Raw genomic sequence first — 17,055 nt, forward strand, 5'->3', positions numbered from 1 at the left:
GGGTTCAGACGGCGACGGGCTGGTGGGACCCGGCACCGGCTCGGACGAGCTCGATGACCCGGGCGTACCTCTTGGCGTCCGCGAGCGGGTCGAAGCCGCGGATGAGGAGCGTGGTGACGCCGAGGTCGACGTAGTCGAGCAGCGCCTCGGCGACCTGCTCGGGGGTACCGACGAGGGCGGTCGAGTTGTAGGACGCGCCGGTCGCCTTGGCGAGCGCCGTCCACAGCCGCTTGTCGTGGACCTCTTTGTCCTGGGCGGCGGCCATCAGCCGGCGCGCCCCTTCCGCCTGCTCCCCGAAGGTCGTGCCGATCCGCCGGTCGGGCGCCTGCCAGCCGGCGGTCCTGCGGGTCTGCTCGAGGATGGCCTCGGCGCGCGCCCAGGCCGCCTCTTCCGTGTCCGCGACGATCGGGCGGAGGCTGACGCTGAACCGGGGCGAGCGGCCGTACGGCGCGGCCGCTGCCCGCACCTGCTCGATCCGCTCGCGGATGCCCTCGAGTGGCTCCCCCCAGAAGGCGTACGCGTCGGCGTGCTTCCCGCCGACCCGGACCGCGTCCTCGGAGGCGCCGCCGAAGTAGACCGGGATCGGCACCGTCGGGCGCACCGAGGACCAGGAGTCAGCGACCCGGTAGAACTCGCCGTCGTGGTCGAAGCGCTCGGTCGACTCCCAGGTCTTGCGGACGACCGTCAGGAAGTCGTCGGTACGCCGGTAGCGGGTCGGCTTGTCGGTCCAGTCGCCGTCGCGGGCCTGGTCGGCGTCGTCGCCGCCGGTGATCACGTGCATGGCCACGCGACCGGGGTGGAGGTTCTCCAGGGTGGCGTAGGCGCGGGCCGCGAGCGTGGGTGCCAGGAAGCCCGGCCGGTGCGCCAGCAGCACGCCGAGACGGTCGGTCGCCTCGAGGACCTGGTCGGCCACGAGGAAGCCGTCCGGCATCGAGGAGGTGTGCGCGATCAGGACCCGGTCGAACCCGGCGGCCTCATGGGTGCGCGCGAGCTCGGCGGCGTACGCCTTGTTGACGACGGGGCCGACGGGGACTGCGGCCTCGGACTGGGCGGTGACCGCACCCGCGCTCCCCGAGCGCTGCTCCGCGGTGGTGGTCGCCTGGGTGGCGGCGATGCCGATGAACTCGATGGTCATGCTGACTCCTTGCCGAGCCGAGTGGTGGGGCGGTGGGTGGTGTCGACGCGCTCGGCGCTGACCCGGTCGATCCAGGAGCCGGCGACGTGACAGGCGGCCGAGCGATCCGGGTGGGCGGGCAGCTCCTCGAGCGCCGGCTGCCGGTGGCATGCGTCGTGGACGAACCGGCAGCGGCCCGCGAAGACGCACTCCCCCGCGGCGGGCTCCCACGGGGCGGCATCCTCCGCACGCCGCAGCTCGGCCGGCCGGAGCCGGTCCTCCCGGGCGACCGAGGGTGCGGAGGCGGTGAGGAGACCGGTGTAGGGGTGGGCCGGGCGGGTGAGCACGTCCTGGACCGGACCGAGCTCGACGAGCCGGCTGCGGTAGAAGACGGCGATCCGGTCGGCGATCCCCGCCAGCGACGACAGGTCGTGGGCGATGATCACCACCGCGAGGCCGAGCTCGGTGCGGAGCCGGTCGAGCAGGCTGAGCACCAGGTTGCGGTTCGAGACGTCGAGGGCGCTGACCGGCTCGTCGCAGAAGAGGAGCTTGGGACGGGTGACGATGGCCCGCGCCAGCGAGACCCGCTGCCGCTGGCCGCCGGACAGCTGCCGCGGCAGCCGGCCACGCAGCTCGGCGTACTCCAGCCCGACGAGCCCGAGCGCCTCGGCAACCCGCTCGCGGCGCTCGGCCTTCCCGACGTCGCCGGCCACGGCCAGCGGCTCCGCGACCAGCTGCTCGACGGTGAGGTCGGGGTCGAGCGAGCGCAGCGGGTCCTGGAAGACGAGCTGGATCTCGCCGCGGCGGCGGAACCTCCGCAGGTCTCTGCTGCGCAGGCCGCCGATGTCGGTGCCGGCGAAGGTGATGGAGCCGGCGGCGGGGCGGACGAGGCCGACCGCTGCGCGGGCGAGCGTCGTCTTGCCGGAGCCGGTCTCCCCGACGATGCCGACGATCTCGCCGGGCCGGACGTCGAGGGTGACCTCGCGCAGCGCGGCCCCGGTGCCGAGGTGGGTGCCCTTGCGCGGTGGGGCGTAGGTGACCGACAGCTCGGTCACGGTCAGCAGCGGCTCACTCATGCGGAGACCTCCACCCGCGCGTCGTTCGGCTGGGCGGCGATCTCCTCGATCCGGAGGCAGCGCGCCGCACGGCCGGGGGCGACCTCGACGATCTGGACGGGGCCGGCGGTGCAGTCGCCGGTGGCGAACCGGCAGCGCGGCGCGAACCGGCAGCCCGCCATCCGCTCCCCCGCCGACGGCGGCTGGCCGGGGATGACCTCGAGGGTGCGCCGGCTCCAGTCGCCGATGGAGGCGACCGAGAGCAGCGCCCGCGTGTAGGGGTGCTGCGGGTCCGCGAGGACCGCCTCGGTCGGGCCGCTCTCGACGATCTCGCCGGCGTACATCACCAGGATCCGGTCGCAGGTCTCCGCGACGACGGCAAGGTCGTGGGTCACGAGGAGCAGGGAGAGCTCGTGGCTCTTCCGCAGCCTCGCGACCAGCTCGAGGATCTCGGCCTGGACAACCGGGTCGAGCGCGGTGGTGGCCTCGTCGGCGATGAGCAGCTCCGGCTCGCAGGAGACCGCGATCGCGATGAGGACGCGCTGCAGCATGCCGCCGGAGAGCTGATGGGGGTACTGGTGGAAGACGTCCTCTGCGTTGTGGAGGCCGACCTCTCCGAAGAGCTCGACCGCGCGCGACCTGGCGTCGTGGCGGGAGAGACCGCCGCGGACACGGAGCTGCTCGACGAGCTGGTGGCCCACCGTGATGCTCGGGTTGAGGTAGGAGCCGGGGTCCTGGAAGACGGCGCCGATCCGCGAGCCGCGCACCTGGTCCCACTCGCTCCGCCTCGCCCGGGTGAGGTCGACGGCGCGGTCGCCCTCGCCGAGTGTGATCCGCCCCGCGTCGACGGCCCCGGACTCCGGCAGCAGCCCGAGGACGGAGCGGCAGGTGAGCGTCTTCCCGCTGCCGGACTCGCCGACGAGCCCGACGGCTTCGGCGCGGCGTACCTCGAACGACACATCGCGTACGGCGACGAGGTGGTCGCCCACGCTGACCTGGAGCCCGTCGACGTCGAGGGTTCGGGCCGCGTCGGCGTACGACGTCGGGGCGGTCTGGTCAGGCTGCGGCGGCATCGCTGCTCTCCTTCCGCTGCTCGCGCCGCTGCGGCGGCACGCGGAGGTCGTCGCCGCGCCGGAGGGCACGGCTGAGAAGGCCGCGGCGGCGGCGCCGCTGGCCGGTGGCGTCCCGGATGCCGTCGGCGATGAGGTTGAGCGAGCCGACGGTCGCCATCATCAGCAGGGCCGGGAAGATCGGCGCCCAGCTCTGCTGGGCGAGATAGCCGAGGTCGCTCGACAGCATCCCGCCCCAGGTCGGCGCCGGCGGCTGGACGCCGAGGCCGAGGAACGAGAGCGAGGCGACGATCAGCAGGCTGGAGCCGGTGGCGTGCGCGCCGGCGACCGCCACGTTGGGCAGGACCTTGCTCCAGATGTGCTTGCGGAGCGTCCACCACTGGGTGGCGCCCATGAGCTCGGCGGCCTCGACATACTGCGTCCGGCGCAGGCCCATCGCCACCGAGCGGGTGACTCGGTAGAAGATCGGGCTGATCAGGATGCCGACGGCGATCATCGCCTGCTGCAGGCCGTTGCCGATGGTGCCGGCGACGGCGATGGCGAAGACGGTGAACGGCAGGATCATGAGCGTGTCGGCGACCCGCAGCGAGATCCACTCACCGATCCGCCCCATCCACGCCGACAGCAGGCCGGTGGGGATTCCGAGCACGGCCCCGATGGCGACCGCCTCGAGCGCGCCGGCCACGGAGAGCCGGGTGCCGGCCATCAGTCGCGACAGGACGTCGCGACCGACGTAGTCGGTGCCCAGCAGGTGGTCGCCCGAGGGTCCTTGGAGGACCTGGTCGGTGTACTGCTTCAGCGGGTCGTGCGGCGCGAGCGTGCCGCCGAAGACCACCAGGAACGCGACGAGACCGAGGACGGCGAACGCGAACCGGCAGCTGGGGATGGCCCAGAGGGCCTTGAGGGTCCTCATCGCGCCCCCTTCGCCGCGGCGTCAGACGTACGACGAGCGGCCGGGTCGAGCGCCGTCTGCGCGACGTTCACGACGAGGCTGGCGATGACGACGACCAACGCCGTCACGAGCAGCGTCCCGAGCACCACCGGCACGTCCCCCTTCTCGGAGGAGTCCAGCGCGAGCTGGGCGATGCCCGGCAGGCCGAAGAGCTTCTCCGTCATCACCGCGCCCCCGACGACCAACGGGATGGCGAGCCCGATGACCGCGAGGGTCGGAGCGGCGGCGTTGCGGAGCACGTGGCCGAAGAGCACCCGGCGGCGGGAGAAGCCGCGCATCTGGGCACCGATCGCGTAGTTCTCGCGGAGCGCGCCGACGAGCGAGGTGCGCAGCTGGCGCGCGATCGAGGCGGCGACATCGAGGCTGAGGGCCAGCGACGGCAGGGCCGCGAACCGCAGCCACTGGGTCGGCGACTCACTGAAGGGCACGTAGCCGCCCGCCGGCAGGAGGTGCGCCTTGACCGCGAAGAGGACGATCAGCGCCATCCCGATGACGAACGGAGGCAGGGTGCCAAGGATCGAACAGACCACTGTCACGGCGCGGTCCAGGACGCCGCCGTTGCTCAGCGCCGCGCCGATCCCGGCTGCGCCGCCGATGAGGATGGCGAGGACGACCGCGAAGATCGCGATCGACAGGTCGACGGGCAGTGCCTGCTTGATGCTGTCGGTCACCGGGATCGTCGTGAACCACGAGACCCCGAGGTCGCCGCGGACCGCGTGGCCGAGCCAGTCGACGTACTGCGTCACCAGCGGCCGATCGAGCCCGAACTGGTGGTTCATCCGCGCGATGTCCTTCGGTGTCGCGGTCTCGCCGAGGACCGCCGCCGCCGGGTTGGTCTTCGCCATCGCGCCGAGCGCGAAGGTGATGACCGACGCGAGCAGGAGGACGACGACGGTGATCGCGAGCAGGTTGAGGAACCGGCGAGCCCAGCCGGTGACGCTGCCCGTCGTACGGCCGCCCGCCGCCCGGGACGGTGCCGCCGCGGGGACCGCGGTGTCGGTGGTGGCCTGGGCGACGCTCATGACGTCGTCACGCCCTCGAAGCGCTGCAGGCTGGGCAGGGCCGGGAGCGCCGAGACGCCCTTGCGGGCGATGACCCGGGGCGCGTCGTACAGGAAGGTGTTCGGGTAGGTGGTGACGGCGATCTTCGTGGCCTCTTGCAGGAGCGTCGGGTAGCTCGGGTCGTCCGTCGGCGTGGCGCTGACCTTCTTCAGCTGGGCGTCGAGCTTGGGGTCGTCCTGACGGTCGGGGTTCATCAGCCCCTCCTTCCCGAACAGCACCTGGAAGGCCTGGACCGGCGACTCGCGACCGGCGAAGCCGTCGTAGGTCAGTGCACGGGAGTGGTCGATGTAGACGATCTGGGTGTGCTGGGTGCTGGGGATCGTCTTGATGGTGAGGTCGATCCCGACCTCCTTGAGCTGCGCCTGGATCAGCTCGACCGCCGCGCTGTTCTGCCCCGAGTCGGTGAAGATGCCCGTCACGCCGCCGGAGAGCCCGGCGTCGGCGAGGATCTTCTTCGCCTTGTCCGGGTTGTACTCGTAGATCCCCTCGAGCTCGGGGTTGTAGCCGACGTACCCCTTCGGGAACGGCTGGTAGTTCACGTCGCCGATGCCGAAGTTGGCGACCTTCTTGATCTTCTCCCGGTCGATCGCGTACTTCATCGCCTCGACGACGGCGGGATTGTCGAACGGCGCCATGCCCGCGTGGACGTCGAGCACGTTGACGTACATCGAGTCCAGGATCTGGACGTCGAGACCGGCCTGCTTCGCCTGCTCGACCTGGGCGCCGCCGATCCGTACGACGTTGTACTGCCCGGACTGGACGGCGGCGATCGCGGTCGCTGCGTCCGGCTGTGGGTAGAGGTGGAAGGAGCCCACCTTGATCTGGTCGGCGAGCTGGTAGTTGGGGTTCTTCACGAGCTCGGCGTGGTCGTTCGGGACGTAGCTGGTCAGACGGAAAGGACCTGAGCCGGCGGGCTTGGTCGCAAGCGACTTCGCGTCCTTCTCGAAGACCGCCGGGTTGACGACCATCCCGGTCTTGCCCGCGAAGAGCGCAGGGATCTGGTAGTCGACCGAGGAGAGCTCCAGAACGACATCGACGTCGCCGTCGGCGGTGGCCTTCTTGATGGAGGTCATCTGCGGTGCGATCAGCGAGCCCTCCTCGGTACGGCCGCGCTCGATCGACTTGGCGACGGCCGTCGCGTCGAGCGGGGACCCGTCGCTGAACTTCAGCCCCTTCTTGAGGGTGAACGTCACCTGCGTGCCGGCCTTGTTGTAGGCCCACTTCTCGGCGAGCCACGGGACCGGGTTGCCCTTCTCGTCGAGGCCGGTGATGCCCTCGTAGGTCAGGGCGAGCATCTGCACGTCCGAGCCGGCCGAGGAGGTGACCGGGTCCCAGGTGGTGGGCAGCTGCCAGGCCCAGGTGATGCGCCCTGTCCCGCCCGCCCCGCCGGCTCCGGTCGACGAGCCGCCGCACGCCTCGAGCGCGAAGACGAGGGAGGCGCCGAGCCCGATCCCGAGGAGGCGGCGCCGGCCGAGCGCGGGATCGATGCTGGAGCGGGTGGAGCGGGCACCCTCGCGGGCGCGAGCCGTGTTGGCCATGTGGGTGGTGATCCTTTTCGTGCGGGGGATTGCTGACGAGACCCGAGACAGAGGAGGTACGCCGCTCAGACGGCCTGGGCCGAGGTGCGGCGGGCCGCGGTGTGGCGGTTCTCGGGGATCGGGAGTCCGAGGTGACCGCGCAGGGTGGTCGCGTCGTAGTCGCGGCGGAAGGCCCCGCGCTCCTGCAGGATGGGCACGACCTCCTCCACCACGCGGCGGAAGTTCGACGGGTGGTCGACGCCGACGTTGAAGCCGTCGCAGGCGCGCGCCTCCCACCACTCGACCAGCTTGTCGGCGACGGTGGCGGGCGAGCCGACGAACTCGCTCTTGCGACGCTCGCGGGTGGCCTCGACGGCCTGGCGCAGCGTCCAGCCGTTCTCCTGTGCGCGCTGCGTGATGCGCTGGGCCTGGGTGTAGAAGGAGCGCTCGCCGTACTTCAGGGTCTCGACGGGGAAGGGCGCGTCCAGGTCGTACTGGGTGAAGTCGTGCCAGCCGAACGGGCGGCCGAACTCCTCGAGGGCGGCCTGGAAGGTGTGGTCGCGGTCGTTGTTGGCGGCCTCGATCTCGCGGGCCTCCTCGTCGGTGTCGCCGACGACGATCTTGACCCCGGGCATGATGATCAGGTGGTCGGGGTTCCGGCCGAACCTCGCCTGTGCCCGGCCCTTGATGTCGTTGTAGAACGCCTGCCCGCTCGGGATGTCCGGGGCGTGGGTGAAGATCCCCTCGCCGACGCTCGCGCCGAGGTTGCGACCCTGGTCGGAGTCTCCGGCCTGGAAGATCACCGGGTGACCCTGGGGCGAGCGGACGAGGTTCAGCGGGCCGCGCACCGAGAAGTACTCGCCCGCATGGTTGAGCACGTGCTGCTTGCTGCGGTCGAGGAACACGCCGCTCTCCCGGTCCCGGACGAAGGCGTCGTCCTCGTAGGAGTCCCACAGCGCACGGGCGAGCTCGACGTACTCCTGCGCCCGGCCGTAGCGGGTGTCGTAGTCGTAGTGCTCGTCGAGGCCGTAGTTCGTAGCCGTGCCGGCGTCCCCGGTGGTGACGACGTTCCACCCCGCGCGGCCGTGCGAGATGAGGTCGAGACTGCCGAACCGGCGCACGAGGTTGAACGGGCTGTTGAAGCTCGTGGTGGCCGTCCCCACCAGGCCGAGGTGGGTCGTCTGCGTCGCGAGGGCGCTCAGCAGCGTGAAGGGCTCGAGCCGGTTGAGGTAGTGGGGAGGGCTGTACGGCGTGATGAACTGACTGTCCACGATGAACATCAGGTCGAACTTCCCCGACTCCGCCAGCCGGGCCATCTCGATGAACCAGTCGATGTTCACGCTGGCGTCGCCGGGGATCTCGGGGTCGAGCCACAGCGTGTGGCTGCCGGGCCCGCCGGTGCCGTACGGCACCGCGCCGAGGTGCATCTGCCGTGTCGCGGTCATCGACCCGCTCCCCACTTCGTCCGGCCACTTCTCTTCGCGTCCATTGTCGATCAAGATAGTCGTATTAACGATGCGACTCCAACGGCGGTTCGTGATGCCGACCGATCACGCTGCTTGATTAGTCGCGTAATCTGATCGACATGCCCAGGACCCTCGACATCGCTCCTCTACGCAGCCTGGTGGCGGTCGCGGACCGGGGCGGGTTCCAGCACGCCGCCGCGCACCTCCACCTGAGCCAGGGGGCGGTGAGTGGGCACGTACGCCGGCTCGAGGCGGCGGTCGGCCGGCCGCTGGTCGAGCGGCACGGCCGGGGGTCGCGGTTCACCGCCGACGGCGAGCGGCTCCTCGGCCAGGCGAGGCGCATCCTCGCCCTCCACGACGAGGCGCTCGCCGGCTTCGGCGTGGAGACCGACGAGACGATCGTGATCGGCTCGACCGAGCATGCAGCGGCGCAGCTGCTGCCGCCGCTGTCGGCGGCGCTGGAGCGGTCGGCGCCGGGCTACCGGTTCCACTTCCGCATCGACCGCGGGACGAAGCTGCGCGAGGGGCTCGCCGCCGGTCGCGTCGACCTCGCCCTCCTTCTCAACGTCACCGACGATCCCGACGCCGTCCCGGTCGGGCAGCTCGACCTGACCTGGTACTCCTCGCCAGCGTGGCAACCACCGCGGCCCCCGCAGCCGGTGCCGGTCGTCGCCTTCGACAACCCCTGCGCGCTGCGGACCCGTGCCCTCGAGACACTGGCCCGCCGGTCGATCCCTGCGGCGATCGGCGCGGAGGCGATCCAGCTCGCCGGCGTACAGGCGGCCGTCAGCGCCGGGCTCGGCGTGGCCCTCATGGCGACGCTGGGACAGACCCCGGAGGGTCTGGTGGCCAGGAACGACCTCCCTCCGCCCGAGCCGCTGACGCTCTACGTGTGCTCGCGGCCCGGGCTCTCCGATACCGCGGCACGGCTCGCCGCCGAGGCCCTGCGCCCGCTGCTCGACGGCCGGCGGGTCACGGTCGCGCAGGGCGTCTGACCGGCGGGGTCAGGCGGCGTCGGCCGCCTCGGCGGGCGGGGTGTGGGTGTGCGGCACGTGGATGAGGTCGATGGCGGCGTACAGCCGGTTCTTGAAGAAGTACGCCGCACCCACCGCGAAGCTGAGCGCGATGAAGAGGACGGCACCCCAGCGCAGCCACCAGGTCTCGCCGGTGAGGTCGTAGATCTCCGTGCGCGGCCACGCGAGGTTGACCGCCATGATGCCCTGGAAGACGACCGCGACGAGGTTCAGCGGGATGCCCCAGCGGCCGAGGGAGAACAGTGGCCTGCCGTCCTCGTCCACGCCGGCGGGGAAGCGGTCGGTGCCCCAGTGCCGGATCCGGGTGATGAGCAGCGGCAGCGTCACCCCGAGGTAGGCGATGTAGAGCATCGCGATGCACAGGCTCGACAGTGCGGTGAAGATCGTCGTGGAGTTGATGTTGACCATCAGCGCGATCGCCGCACCGGCGCCGACGACGATCGAGGTGTAGATCGGCGTGCCGGTGCGGGGCGAGACCTTGCCCAGATAACGGTGGAAGGGGAACGCCCGCTCCCGGGACATCGAGTACATCATCCGGGCGCCCGAGGTCTGGACGGCGAGCGTGCAGGCGAAGACGGCGACCGCGACGGCGCACAGGAGCAGTCGCCCGAAGACGTCGCCGAGGCGCTCGGTGATGACCCACGACAGGCCGCCCGCGGAGAGGTTGCCGTCGGTGAGGCTCGGCGCAGCCATCAGGGCGCCGAGGATGAGTAGGCCGCCGCCGATCCCGGAGGTGGTGAGCGCCCGGATGATCGTCCTCGGCGTGGTCTTGCGCGGGGCATGGGTCTCCTCGGCGAGCTCGCCGGCGGAGTCGAAGCCCACCATGACGTACGCCGCCATGAGCGCCGAGGCCAGCCAGGCGAACGTGTAGTGGCCGCCGCCTTCCCAGCCGGTGTGGTGCAGCACGACGCCGGGGCCGCGCTCGGAGAGGATGAAGAGCACGGCGATGAAGCAGACCACGCCGACGATCTCGACGGCGACCCCGATGCTGGTGGTCGCGGCCATCTGCCGGATGCCCAGGATGTTCACCACGGTGGTGAGGGCGAGCATGATCACGCCGAGGACGACGGCGTTCTTCGCCCCGGTCGGCGAGAGCACCGACGGGTCGGCACCGCTGCCGCCGACGAGCTGGAAGCCGGACCAGATGCTCGGCAGCACCGCCTGGATGGCGATGGCGGCGACCGCCACGGTGAGGATCTGGCCGATGATCATGATCCAGCCGGTGAACCATCCCCACGTAGTGCCGGCCAGGCGGCTCGACCACTGGAAGATGGCACCGGACACCGGCCATCGTCCGGCGAGCTCGGCGAAGCAGAGCGCGACGCACAGCTGACCGGCGAAGACGACCGGCCAGGCCCAGAAGAACGACGCACCGCCCAGGAAGAACCCGAGCCCGAACAGCTGGAAGACGGTCGTCAGGATCGAGACGAAGGAGAAGCCGGCCGCGAAGGACGCGAAGACGCCGACGCCGCGGTGGAGCTCCTGCTTGTAGCCGATGTCGGACTCGTCGATCGATTGACTCCCACTCATGGAGACCCTCCAAGGAACTGGATGAATCTCCCGGGCTTTTGTCCCGCCGTGGAACGGTCGGCCACCTCGCAGACCGCCTGTGTCTCTCGGACCAGCCCGGTGCCGGAGCACCGGCGGAACCCTAGACACGCCTCACCCGCGTGAGTCGCCCATCAGCGAAACCGCCGGCCGTTTCGAGGGCCCGCGCGTCGGCGTAAACACCTCGTTAAGGAGCGGCCGGGTCCCTGGACACCGGCGTACGACGCTTCCCAAGATGGCGGGCAGGAGCCGGTCATGGGCTCCCCGGACGAGGCGCGTCGTACCCGGCCTGCGACAAGACGACGCGGTGAGGAACGCTCATGACCGACCAGTCCCCCGACCCCGCAGGGAACTCCTTCGAGGGGGTCAACGACGAGGGCTACTGGGCCCAGCAGGCGGAGGGACGTCTGCCCGACCGGCGGCATCGCGAGGAGATCGAGCGGGGGCACGCGTACGGCCTGGAGGCCGCGCCGACCATCAACGACCGCAGCATCTCGACCTTCGTACGTGGTGAGCTGCCGCACTTCGCCGGCGAGACCGGCACCTTCTTGAAGAGCCCCTTCCTCGAGGACGTCCACGACGTCGGCGACGCCGAGGTGGCGATCTTCGGGGTCCCGCTCGACAGCGGGGCGACGTACCGTCCCGGGACGCGGTTCGGGCCGATGGGGATCCGGCGCTCGACCAACCTGTTCGGCACCTACTCCTACGAGCTCGGCGTCGACCTGCGCGAGCAGCTCAACATGGTCGACCTCGGCGACGTGTTCACGATCCCGGGGAACCTGGAGAAGTCGTTCGACCAGATCAGCCAGGCGATGGCCCATGTCGCCCAGAGCGGTGCCATGCCGGTCGTGCTCGGCGGCGACCACTCGATCGGCTTCCCGACCATCCGCGGGCTGGCGCCGTACATGGACGGCAACGTCGGCATCATCCATTTCGACCGGCACGTCGACACCCAGGAGACCGACCTCGACGAGCGGATGCACACCACGCCCTGGTTCCACGCGACCAACATCAAGAACGCGCCCGCGACGAACCTCGTGCAGGTCGGGATCGGTGGCTGGCAGGCGCCCCGCCCGGGCGTGAAGGTCGGCCGCGAGAGGGGTACCACGGTCATCTCGGTCGGCGACGTCGAGCGGGTCGGCATCGAGAAGGTCGTCGAGACCGCCCTCGAGGTGGCGTGGAAGGACGCGAAGGCGGTCTACCTGTCCTTCGACATCGACGTCTTCGACGCCGGCTTCGTGCCCGGCACCGGCTGGCCGGAGCCCGGTGGCCTGCTGCCGCGCGAGGGGCTGAACATGGTGCGGATGATCGCGGCCGAGGGGCTGGCCGGCATCGAGGTGGTCGAGTGCTCGCCGCCGTACGACTGGGCCGAGCAGACCGCCCTGCTGTCCTCCCGGGTCATCCTCGACAGCCTCGCGTCCATGGTGCGGGCCGGGAAGCTCGGCACCAAGGCCGCCTCGCTGGACCGGAAGGCCTGGGGCCCGTAGCCGCCGGCCCTCCGCGCCGGCCGGACGCGCCGAGAAGCAGAGAACCCGGGCCCAACCGGGCCCGGGTTCTCCTGCGATCGGTGGACCTGACAGGACAACTATCGAACCCCTCGCCTGAACTGGCCGGTTTGCTCAGAATCGAAAAGCCGCAGGTCAGACCCCATCTGCCCGAGGAGAACCGCCCCAAGCCGAAGCAGAAGCAAGTCCGCCTGTCGGGACAGCAGCAGAGCGAACTGGCGGATCGCTACCGAGCGGGCGCGCTTCAGCGAGAGGTGGCCCAGGCCTACGGAATCCACGTCGAAACAGTGCGGGCGATCATTCGTCGCTCAGACCGATCCTGATGACCTCCGACAGCGGCCCAGTGTCTCCCACGGTGCGGGCGACGTGGCAGGCACCGTGAAGCTGCCCCGTCCCGACCCTCTCCCACGCCATCCGTCGCCCCGTCTCCGCCAAGAGCTGGACGAAGAACTCGCGCTGCGTCCGGCCGTTGCCCTCACGGAACGGATGAGCGAAGTTGAGGTAGTCGTGCAGATACGTCACCTCGGCGACCAAGTTGTTGGAGTCGACTCTCCTGAGCCTGTCGCTCTCGGCGATCCGCGCAGCGACGTGGGCCACAGGGCGCTCGATCTCGAACGGCGGCATGAATGAGGTGTCCTCCCCCTCGCCCTTCGCAAGCCCGACCGTCCGCAAGTCGCCAGCCCACTCGTAGACGTCCTGGAAGAGCTGACGGTGGAGGGCCTTCAGATGGCCCAGCTCGTACGTCCGGGCCACGAGTTCCGGACGCTCCCGAAGCTCGGCGAGGCGGTACTCCAACAGGTCGTTCTCAGCGGCCCGCAGCTCCTCGACGGTCGTCGCTCCAACCTTGTTGCGGAGCACCTTCGAATTAGGCTCGATGAGGTAGCCGTCCCAGCGTGCCTGGGTGGTCGCCGACCTCCCACGGCCGCGGACCGCTCAAGCCAACCCGTACCGGGCGCGCACCCGCTCGCCAAGCTGATCGATGTCGATCTCCCCACGCACGTACGCATCCTGATCCGCACGCGTCGCATCCGTGCTCCGGGCACCCTCAAGCTCAGACGTGCGTCGCGCATCCGCGATCGCACGCTCGCGATCCGTGACCCGCACCCCTCGTGTGCCCATGGCCCCATCGTAGATCGCCGTGGGGACACTGCTCGGCATCCGCGACGCCCCGCGTCACATCGCGCAGTTCGACGCTCACCGTGGCCAGATGCGAGGCTGCGTCCGATGCCTTGTGATGCGACCTCGAGTGCCGCGACCACACGAGCCCGCGTGCGGCGTAGGTCAGCACCCACATGCGGGCCGGGTACCTGGTGCACGGGTTCCCGCAACGCGTCTTCGGCGACCGGATGCCACCGGGTGACCCGGACCGCGGGCGGAGAAGTCTCCGCCCGCGGCCTCCCTCATGTGCTTCGGGTGGTCGGGTCAGTGGATGCTGATCGTCTGGTGGAGCGGTAGGTCGCGTGAGGAGTTGCCGACGTAGACCGTGCGGGTGCCGGTGGCCGTCTTCCAGCCGTGTGCGGAGGCGGACCAGTAGGAGAGCGTCTCGCGTGGGATCTCGAGCCGGACGGTGGTCGATCGTCGCGGGGCGAGGGTGACGCGGGTGTAGCCGGCGAGAGCGCGCTTGGCGAACTCGACGCCGGCGGGGGTCGTCGTGGGGGCGCCGAGGTAGATCTGGGGTACGGCGTCGGCGCGGCTGGATCCGGTGTTGCGGACCGTGAGGCTCACCGCGAGCCCGCCGGCGCGGGTGCGGGTGGCGTGCAGGTTGCTGTAGGCGAACCGGGCGTAGCTCAGGCCGTAGCCGAACGGGAACAGCGGGGTGAGGTTCTGCTGGTCGTACCAGCGGTAGCCGACGTAGATGCCCTCGCTGTAGTCGGTCTCGCAGTTGGGGATCGAGCCGAAGCCGCCGGCTGCGGTGCACGGGGTGGTGGTGCCGGGGTCGACGCCGAGCGAGGTGCGCTCGGGGTGGGTCGGGTCGGAGGCCACGCCCTGGGCGGGCGAGACCGGCCAGGTGAAGGGCAGGTGGCCGCCCGGGCTGGCCTTGCCGGTGAGCAGGTCGGCGAAGGCCCAGCCGCCCTCGTCGCCGGGGAACCAGGCCTCGAGCACGGCCTTCACGCTGGACAGCCAGGGCATGTTGACCGGGTTGTTGGACTGCAGGACGACGATGGTGTTCGGGTTGACCGCCGCGATGTCGGAGATGAGCTGGTCCTGGCCTTCGGGCAGTGCAGTCAGCTGTCCGCCCGACGGGGTCGCGTAGGCGAAGACGACCGCGGTGTCGGCCTTCTGCGCGGCGGCGATCGCGGCCGCCCGGTTGGCGGCCTGCTGGCTGGGGGTGACCCAGAACAGGTGGAGCTGGACCGGGTCGCCGGAGACGTCGGGGGTGTTGCTGATGCTGAGGGTGTGCTGCCCGGCGGTCAGGGTGACCTGGGCGCGCATGTTGTCCAGCCCGTCGGTGGAGGCCAGGACGCCGTCGTCGCCGGCCTTGACGGTGCCGTAGCGTGGCCCGCCGCCGAGGAACCCGCCGCTACCGATCACGGTGGCACCGTCGATCGAGACGGAGCCGGTGGTGCCGAGCTCGCCGAGGTTGATCCAGTAGGTGCCCGCCTCGGGTGCGGTCAGGGTGCCGGTCCAGGTGTACGCGGTGCCGGCGGGCAGGGCGCTGTGGATCGCGTCGGTGAAGTTCACCTGCGGGTCGACCTGGGTGCTGCCGTCGGGGTTGGTACGCAGCAGTCCCGGTGCGCCGTCGTGCGAGAGCGCCGAGGCGGGGACCGGGGTGCCCGTGAGATCGTCGGCCACCGCGTACGTGATCCGTGCCGACGGGGCAGCCTTCTTCAGGGTGGTGGCGGTGCCGACCCACCGGTCGGCCCGCCCGGTCGAGCTCTCCCCGCCGCCGCCGGTGGCGATGGTCTGCCCGGCGCCCGGCCCGATCAGGGCCAGCGAGGACAGCGCCTTGCGGGACAGTGGGAGCCCCTTGCCGGAGTTCTTGAGCAGCACCGCCGCCTTCTCTGCGGTCGCCTGCACGACCTTGGCGTTGCCGTCGATGTTCTCGGGGGTGACAGTGTGCTTGGAGTGGCCGCTGAGCAGACCGAACCGGTCGTACTCGTACAGGATCCGGCCCACCGCGTCGTCGATGTCGGCCTCGGTGATGGTGCCCGAGGCTAGGGCGGCGGTCAGGTTGTCCTTGGAGAAGTACTGCGGGATGAACCCGCCCAGGCCGCCGCCGGGCATCTCCAGGTCCAGCCCGTCGGCGAGGAAGTCGGTGCCGTGGTTGGCGCCCCAGTCGGAGGTCACGAAGCCCTGGAACCCGAGGTCGCCCTTGAGCACGCCCTCGAGAGTGTCGGAGTTGCCGCACGCGGCAGCGCCGTTGACGGCGTTGTAGGAGCACATCACCGAGGCGACACCGGCATCGACGGCGTACTCGAAGGGCTTGGCGTAGATCTCGTGCAGCGTCTGGGCGTCCACGACCACGTTGCCGTTGGCGCCGTCGTAGGCGATGTAGTGCTTGGCCTGGGCCAGGGTGCCGGTGGACTGGATCCCCTCGATCTCACTCGCCGCGATCGTGCCGGTCAGCAGCGGGTCCTCACCGAAGGTGTTCCAGCCGCGGCCGGTGGTCGGGTCCCGGTCGATGTTGATGAACGGCTCCAGGACGACGTCCTGACCGAGGGCCCGGGCGTCGTCCCCGATCACCTTCCCGTTGGCGCGTGCGGTCGCGGTGTCGAACGTGGCCGCCACGCCCATGGTCGAGGTCATGCCGGTCGAGACCCGCCGGGTGGCCACGCCTGGCGGGCCGTCGGTGAGGCGCAGCGAGGGGATGCCGAGCCGCGGGATCCCCGGCAGGTAGCCGGCCTGGTACTCCGCCGTCGCCGCCGGCTCCTGCGCCCCGGAGAGCAGCGTCATCTTCTCGTCCAGCGTCAGCTGCCTCAGCAGCGACTGGACGCGCCGGTCCCGCAACGCCGACTCCGCCAGTGTCGGCTGGGCCGGCTTCGCCGCCTTGGTGATGGCGGAGGCGTGCGCCGCCGGCGCAGCGCCGCTGGCCGTGAACGGCAGCCCCGCGAGGCTGGCCGCGAGGGCAGCGGCCGCCACGGCCGCCGTGCGATGAGGTGTGCGGTGGGGGTGGTGAGTCGGCATTGACGTCCCTTCCGTCGAAGATGTGACGTATGTCACTTCTTCGTCCTATCCGTGGACAGGCCCTGGGTAAAGGGCTCAAAGGCCCCCGAACCAGCCGGAGGGCACGGCAGGTTGGGTCCCGCGAGCAGATGCGCCCACAGCCACCTGCCTGACGCGAACCCCGCACGAGCAGGGCCGTACCCGGGGTCGCACCTCCCTCGCGTCTTGGAGTCACCGTCGCGTACGACCTCGTCAGCCTCCCCCGCGCTCGATCATTCGAGCGGCAGCGGGTCACCGGCGACGTCGAGAAGCTGTCCGGCGGCCCCGGGCCGAGGCGTAACAGGTCGAAGACGACTTCGTCGACCCCACTACTGCAACTGCCGTGGGCGTCTGGCCATGCACCGCCCACTAGACAAACCCGTGCGTCCCGTGACCATCCCGGTCGCGTCATTGCGCCGCCAATGACCGCATCGAGCACGCCGGGCTCGCGACGTCTGCTTACTGGGCATCTCGCGGCGGTAGGCGCCAGCCGTCGGCCTCACACTCCGTCACCCGCACGATCGGCCACATGAAGAAGCGAACCCGGAAGACCTACGAAGTACGCGCAAGGGGCCTGAGCCGCGCTGAAC

At 70.7% G+C, this 17,055-nt stretch carries 14 protein-coding genes and 2 riboswitches; of the genes, 3 read left to right on the forward strand and 11 right to left on the reverse strand.

The genetic code is table 11. The annotated features are described in order from the left end of the window. Positions 1-4: 4 nt before the first annotated feature. The 7 genes from ABLE53_RS20340 to ABLE53_RS20370 form a co-directional block, all read right to left on the reverse strand. A complete protein-coding gene (locus ABLE53_RS20340) occupies positions 5-1,135 on the reverse strand; it encodes an LLM class flavin-dependent oxidoreductase (RefSeq protein WP_348860974.1) in 1,131 nt (376 codons plus the stop codon). Continuing rightward, positions 1,132-2,190, reverse strand: a complete 1,059-nt coding sequence (locus ABLE53_RS20345) for an ABC transporter ATP-binding protein (protein WP_348860975.1) — start codon at positions 2,188-2,190, stop codon at positions 1,132-1,134. The genes ABLE53_RS20340 and ABLE53_RS20345 overlap by 4 nt, the downstream gene beginning before the upstream one ends. After that, positions 2,187-3,242: an ABC transporter ATP-binding protein gene (locus ABLE53_RS20350; RefSeq protein ID WP_348860976.1), complete on the reverse strand. Its 1,056-nt coding sequence runs from the start codon at positions 3,240-3,242 to the stop codon at positions 2,187-2,189. The genes ABLE53_RS20345 and ABLE53_RS20350 overlap by 4 nt, the downstream gene beginning before the upstream one ends. After that, positions 3,226-4,152, reverse strand: a complete 927-nt coding sequence (locus ABLE53_RS20355) for an ABC transporter permease (protein WP_348860977.1) — start codon at positions 4,150-4,152, stop codon at positions 3,226-3,228. Before ABLE53_RS20355 ends, ABLE53_RS20350 begins: the two co-directional genes overlap by 17 nt. Then, positions 4,149-5,213, reverse strand: coding sequence for an ABC transporter permease (locus ABLE53_RS20360; protein WP_348860978.1), 1,065 nt, complete (start codon positions 5,211-5,213; stop codon positions 4,149-4,151). The genes ABLE53_RS20355 and ABLE53_RS20360 overlap by 4 nt, the downstream gene beginning before the upstream one ends. Then, a complete protein-coding gene (locus ABLE53_RS20365; protein ID WP_348860979.1) occupies positions 5,210-6,790 on the reverse strand; it encodes an ABC transporter substrate-binding protein in 1,581 nt (526 codons plus the stop codon). Before ABLE53_RS20365 ends, ABLE53_RS20360 begins: the two co-directional genes overlap by 4 nt. A 65-nt stretch (positions 6,791-6,855) precedes the next feature. Then, complete coding sequence (locus tag ABLE53_RS20370) at positions 6,856-8,214, reverse strand: LLM class flavin-dependent oxidoreductase (RefSeq protein WP_348860980.1); 1,359 nt, start codon at positions 8,212-8,214, stop codon at positions 6,856-6,858. 140 nt (positions 8,215-8,354) lie between these two features. Between ABLE53_RS20370 and ABLE53_RS20375 the strand changes: the two genes are divergently transcribed. Further along, a complete protein-coding gene (locus ABLE53_RS20375) occupies positions 8,355-9,230 on the forward strand; it encodes a LysR family transcriptional regulator (RefSeq protein ID WP_348860981.1) in 876 nt (291 codons plus the stop codon). 9 nt (positions 9,231-9,239) lie between these two features. Here ABLE53_RS20375 and ABLE53_RS20380 read toward each other — a convergent pair whose 3' ends face one another. Continuing rightward, a complete protein-coding gene (locus ABLE53_RS20380) occupies positions 9,240-10,799 on the reverse strand; it encodes an APC family permease (protein WP_348860982.1) in 1,560 nt (519 codons plus the stop codon). A 25-nt stretch (positions 10,800-10,824) separates the two neighbouring features. Further along, positions 10,825-10,935, reverse strand: a riboswitch (guanidine-I (ykkC/yxkD leader). A gap of 124 nt (positions 10,936-11,059) precedes the next feature. After that, positions 11,060-11,126, forward strand: a riboswitch (guanidine-III (ykkC-III) riboswitch). A gap of 11 nt (positions 11,127-11,137) precedes the next feature. Between ABLE53_RS20380 and ABLE53_RS20385 the strand changes: the two genes are divergently transcribed. Together ABLE53_RS20385 and ABLE53_RS20390 are read left to right on the forward strand one after the other, a co-directional pair. Continuing rightward, positions 11,138-12,304: an agmatinase family protein gene (locus ABLE53_RS20385; protein WP_348860983.1), complete on the forward strand. Its 1,167-nt coding sequence runs from the start codon at positions 11,138-11,140 to the stop codon at positions 12,302-12,304. Positions 12,305-12,384: 80 nt separating this feature from the next. Then, positions 12,385-12,645: a hypothetical protein gene (locus tag ABLE53_RS20390; protein WP_348860984.1), complete on the forward strand. Its 261-nt coding sequence runs from the start codon at positions 12,385-12,387 to the stop codon at positions 12,643-12,645. On the opposite strand, the gene ABLE53_RS20395 is transcribed toward ABLE53_RS20390, so the two are convergent. The 3 genes from ABLE53_RS20395 to ABLE53_RS20405 form a co-directional block, all read right to left on the reverse strand. Next, positions 12,620-13,180 carry a Fic/DOC family protein gene (locus ABLE53_RS20395; protein WP_348860985.1) on the reverse strand — a complete coding sequence of 187 codons (561 nt, stop codon included), beginning with the start codon at positions 13,178-13,180 and terminating at the stop codon, positions 12,620-12,622. The two genes, ABLE53_RS20390 and ABLE53_RS20395, sit on opposite strands and share 26 nt — an antisense overlap. 75 nt (positions 13,181-13,255) lie before the next feature. Then, on the reverse strand, positions 13,256-13,441 hold the full coding sequence (locus ABLE53_RS20400; RefSeq protein ID WP_348860986.1) for an antitoxin VbhA family protein: 186 nt from the start codon (positions 13,439-13,441) through the stop codon (positions 13,256-13,258). Positions 13,442-13,744: 303 nt separating this feature from the next. Beyond that, positions 13,745-16,402, reverse strand: coding sequence for a beta-glucosidase family protein (locus tag ABLE53_RS20405; RefSeq protein ID WP_348860987.1), 2,658 nt, complete (start codon positions 16,400-16,402; stop codon positions 13,745-13,747). Positions 16,403-17,055: the final 653 nt, after the last annotated feature.

It is taken from the genome of Nocardioides asiaticus (assembly GCF_040049175.1).
Taxonomy (GTDB): domain Bacteria; phylum Actinomycetota; class Actinomycetes; order Propionibacteriales; family Nocardioidaceae; genus Nocardioides; species Nocardioides cheoyonin.

Excerpts from the sequence above, each read along its gene's own strand:
- ABLE53_RS20340 (WP_348860974.1), bottom strand. The coding sequence starts at position 1,135 with ATGACCATCGAGTTCATCGGCATCGCCGCCACCCAGGCGACCACCACC.
- ABLE53_RS20345 (WP_348860975.1), bottom strand. The coding sequence starts at position 2,190 with ATGAGTGAGCCGCTGCTGACCGTGACCGAGCTGTCGGTCACCTACGCC.
- ABLE53_RS20350 (WP_348860976.1), bottom strand. The coding sequence starts at position 3,242 with ATGCCGCCGCAGCCTGACCAGACCGCCCCGACGTCGTACGCCGACGCG.
- ABLE53_RS20355 (WP_348860977.1), bottom strand. The coding sequence starts at position 4,152 with ATGAGGACCCTCAAGGCCCTCTGGGCCATCCCCAGCTGCCGGTTCGCG.
- ABLE53_RS20360 (WP_348860978.1), bottom strand. The coding sequence starts at position 5,213 with ATGAGCGTCGCCCAGGCCACCACCGACACCGCGGTCCCCGCGGCGGCA.
- ABLE53_RS20365 (WP_348860979.1), bottom strand. The coding sequence starts at position 6,790 with ATGGCCAACACGGCTCGCGCCCGCGAGGGTGCCCGCTCCACCCGCTCC.
- ABLE53_RS20370 (WP_348860980.1), bottom strand. The coding sequence starts at position 8,214 with ATGACCGCGACACGGCAGATGCACCTCGGCGCGGTGCCGTACGGCACC.
- ABLE53_RS20375 (WP_348860981.1), top strand. The coding sequence starts at position 8,355 with ATGCCCAGGACCCTCGACATCGCTCCTCTACGCAGCCTGGTGGCGGTC.
- ABLE53_RS20380 (WP_348860982.1), bottom strand. The coding sequence starts at position 10,799 with ATGAGTGGGAGTCAATCGATCGACGAGTCCGACATCGGCTACAAGCAG.
- ABLE53_RS20385 (WP_348860983.1), top strand. The coding sequence starts at position 11,138 with ATGACCGACCAGTCCCCCGACCCCGCAGGGAACTCCTTCGAGGGGGTC.
- ABLE53_RS20400 (WP_348860986.1), bottom strand. The coding sequence starts at position 13,441 with ATGGGCACACGAGGGGTGCGGGTCACGGATCGCGAGCGTGCGATCGCG.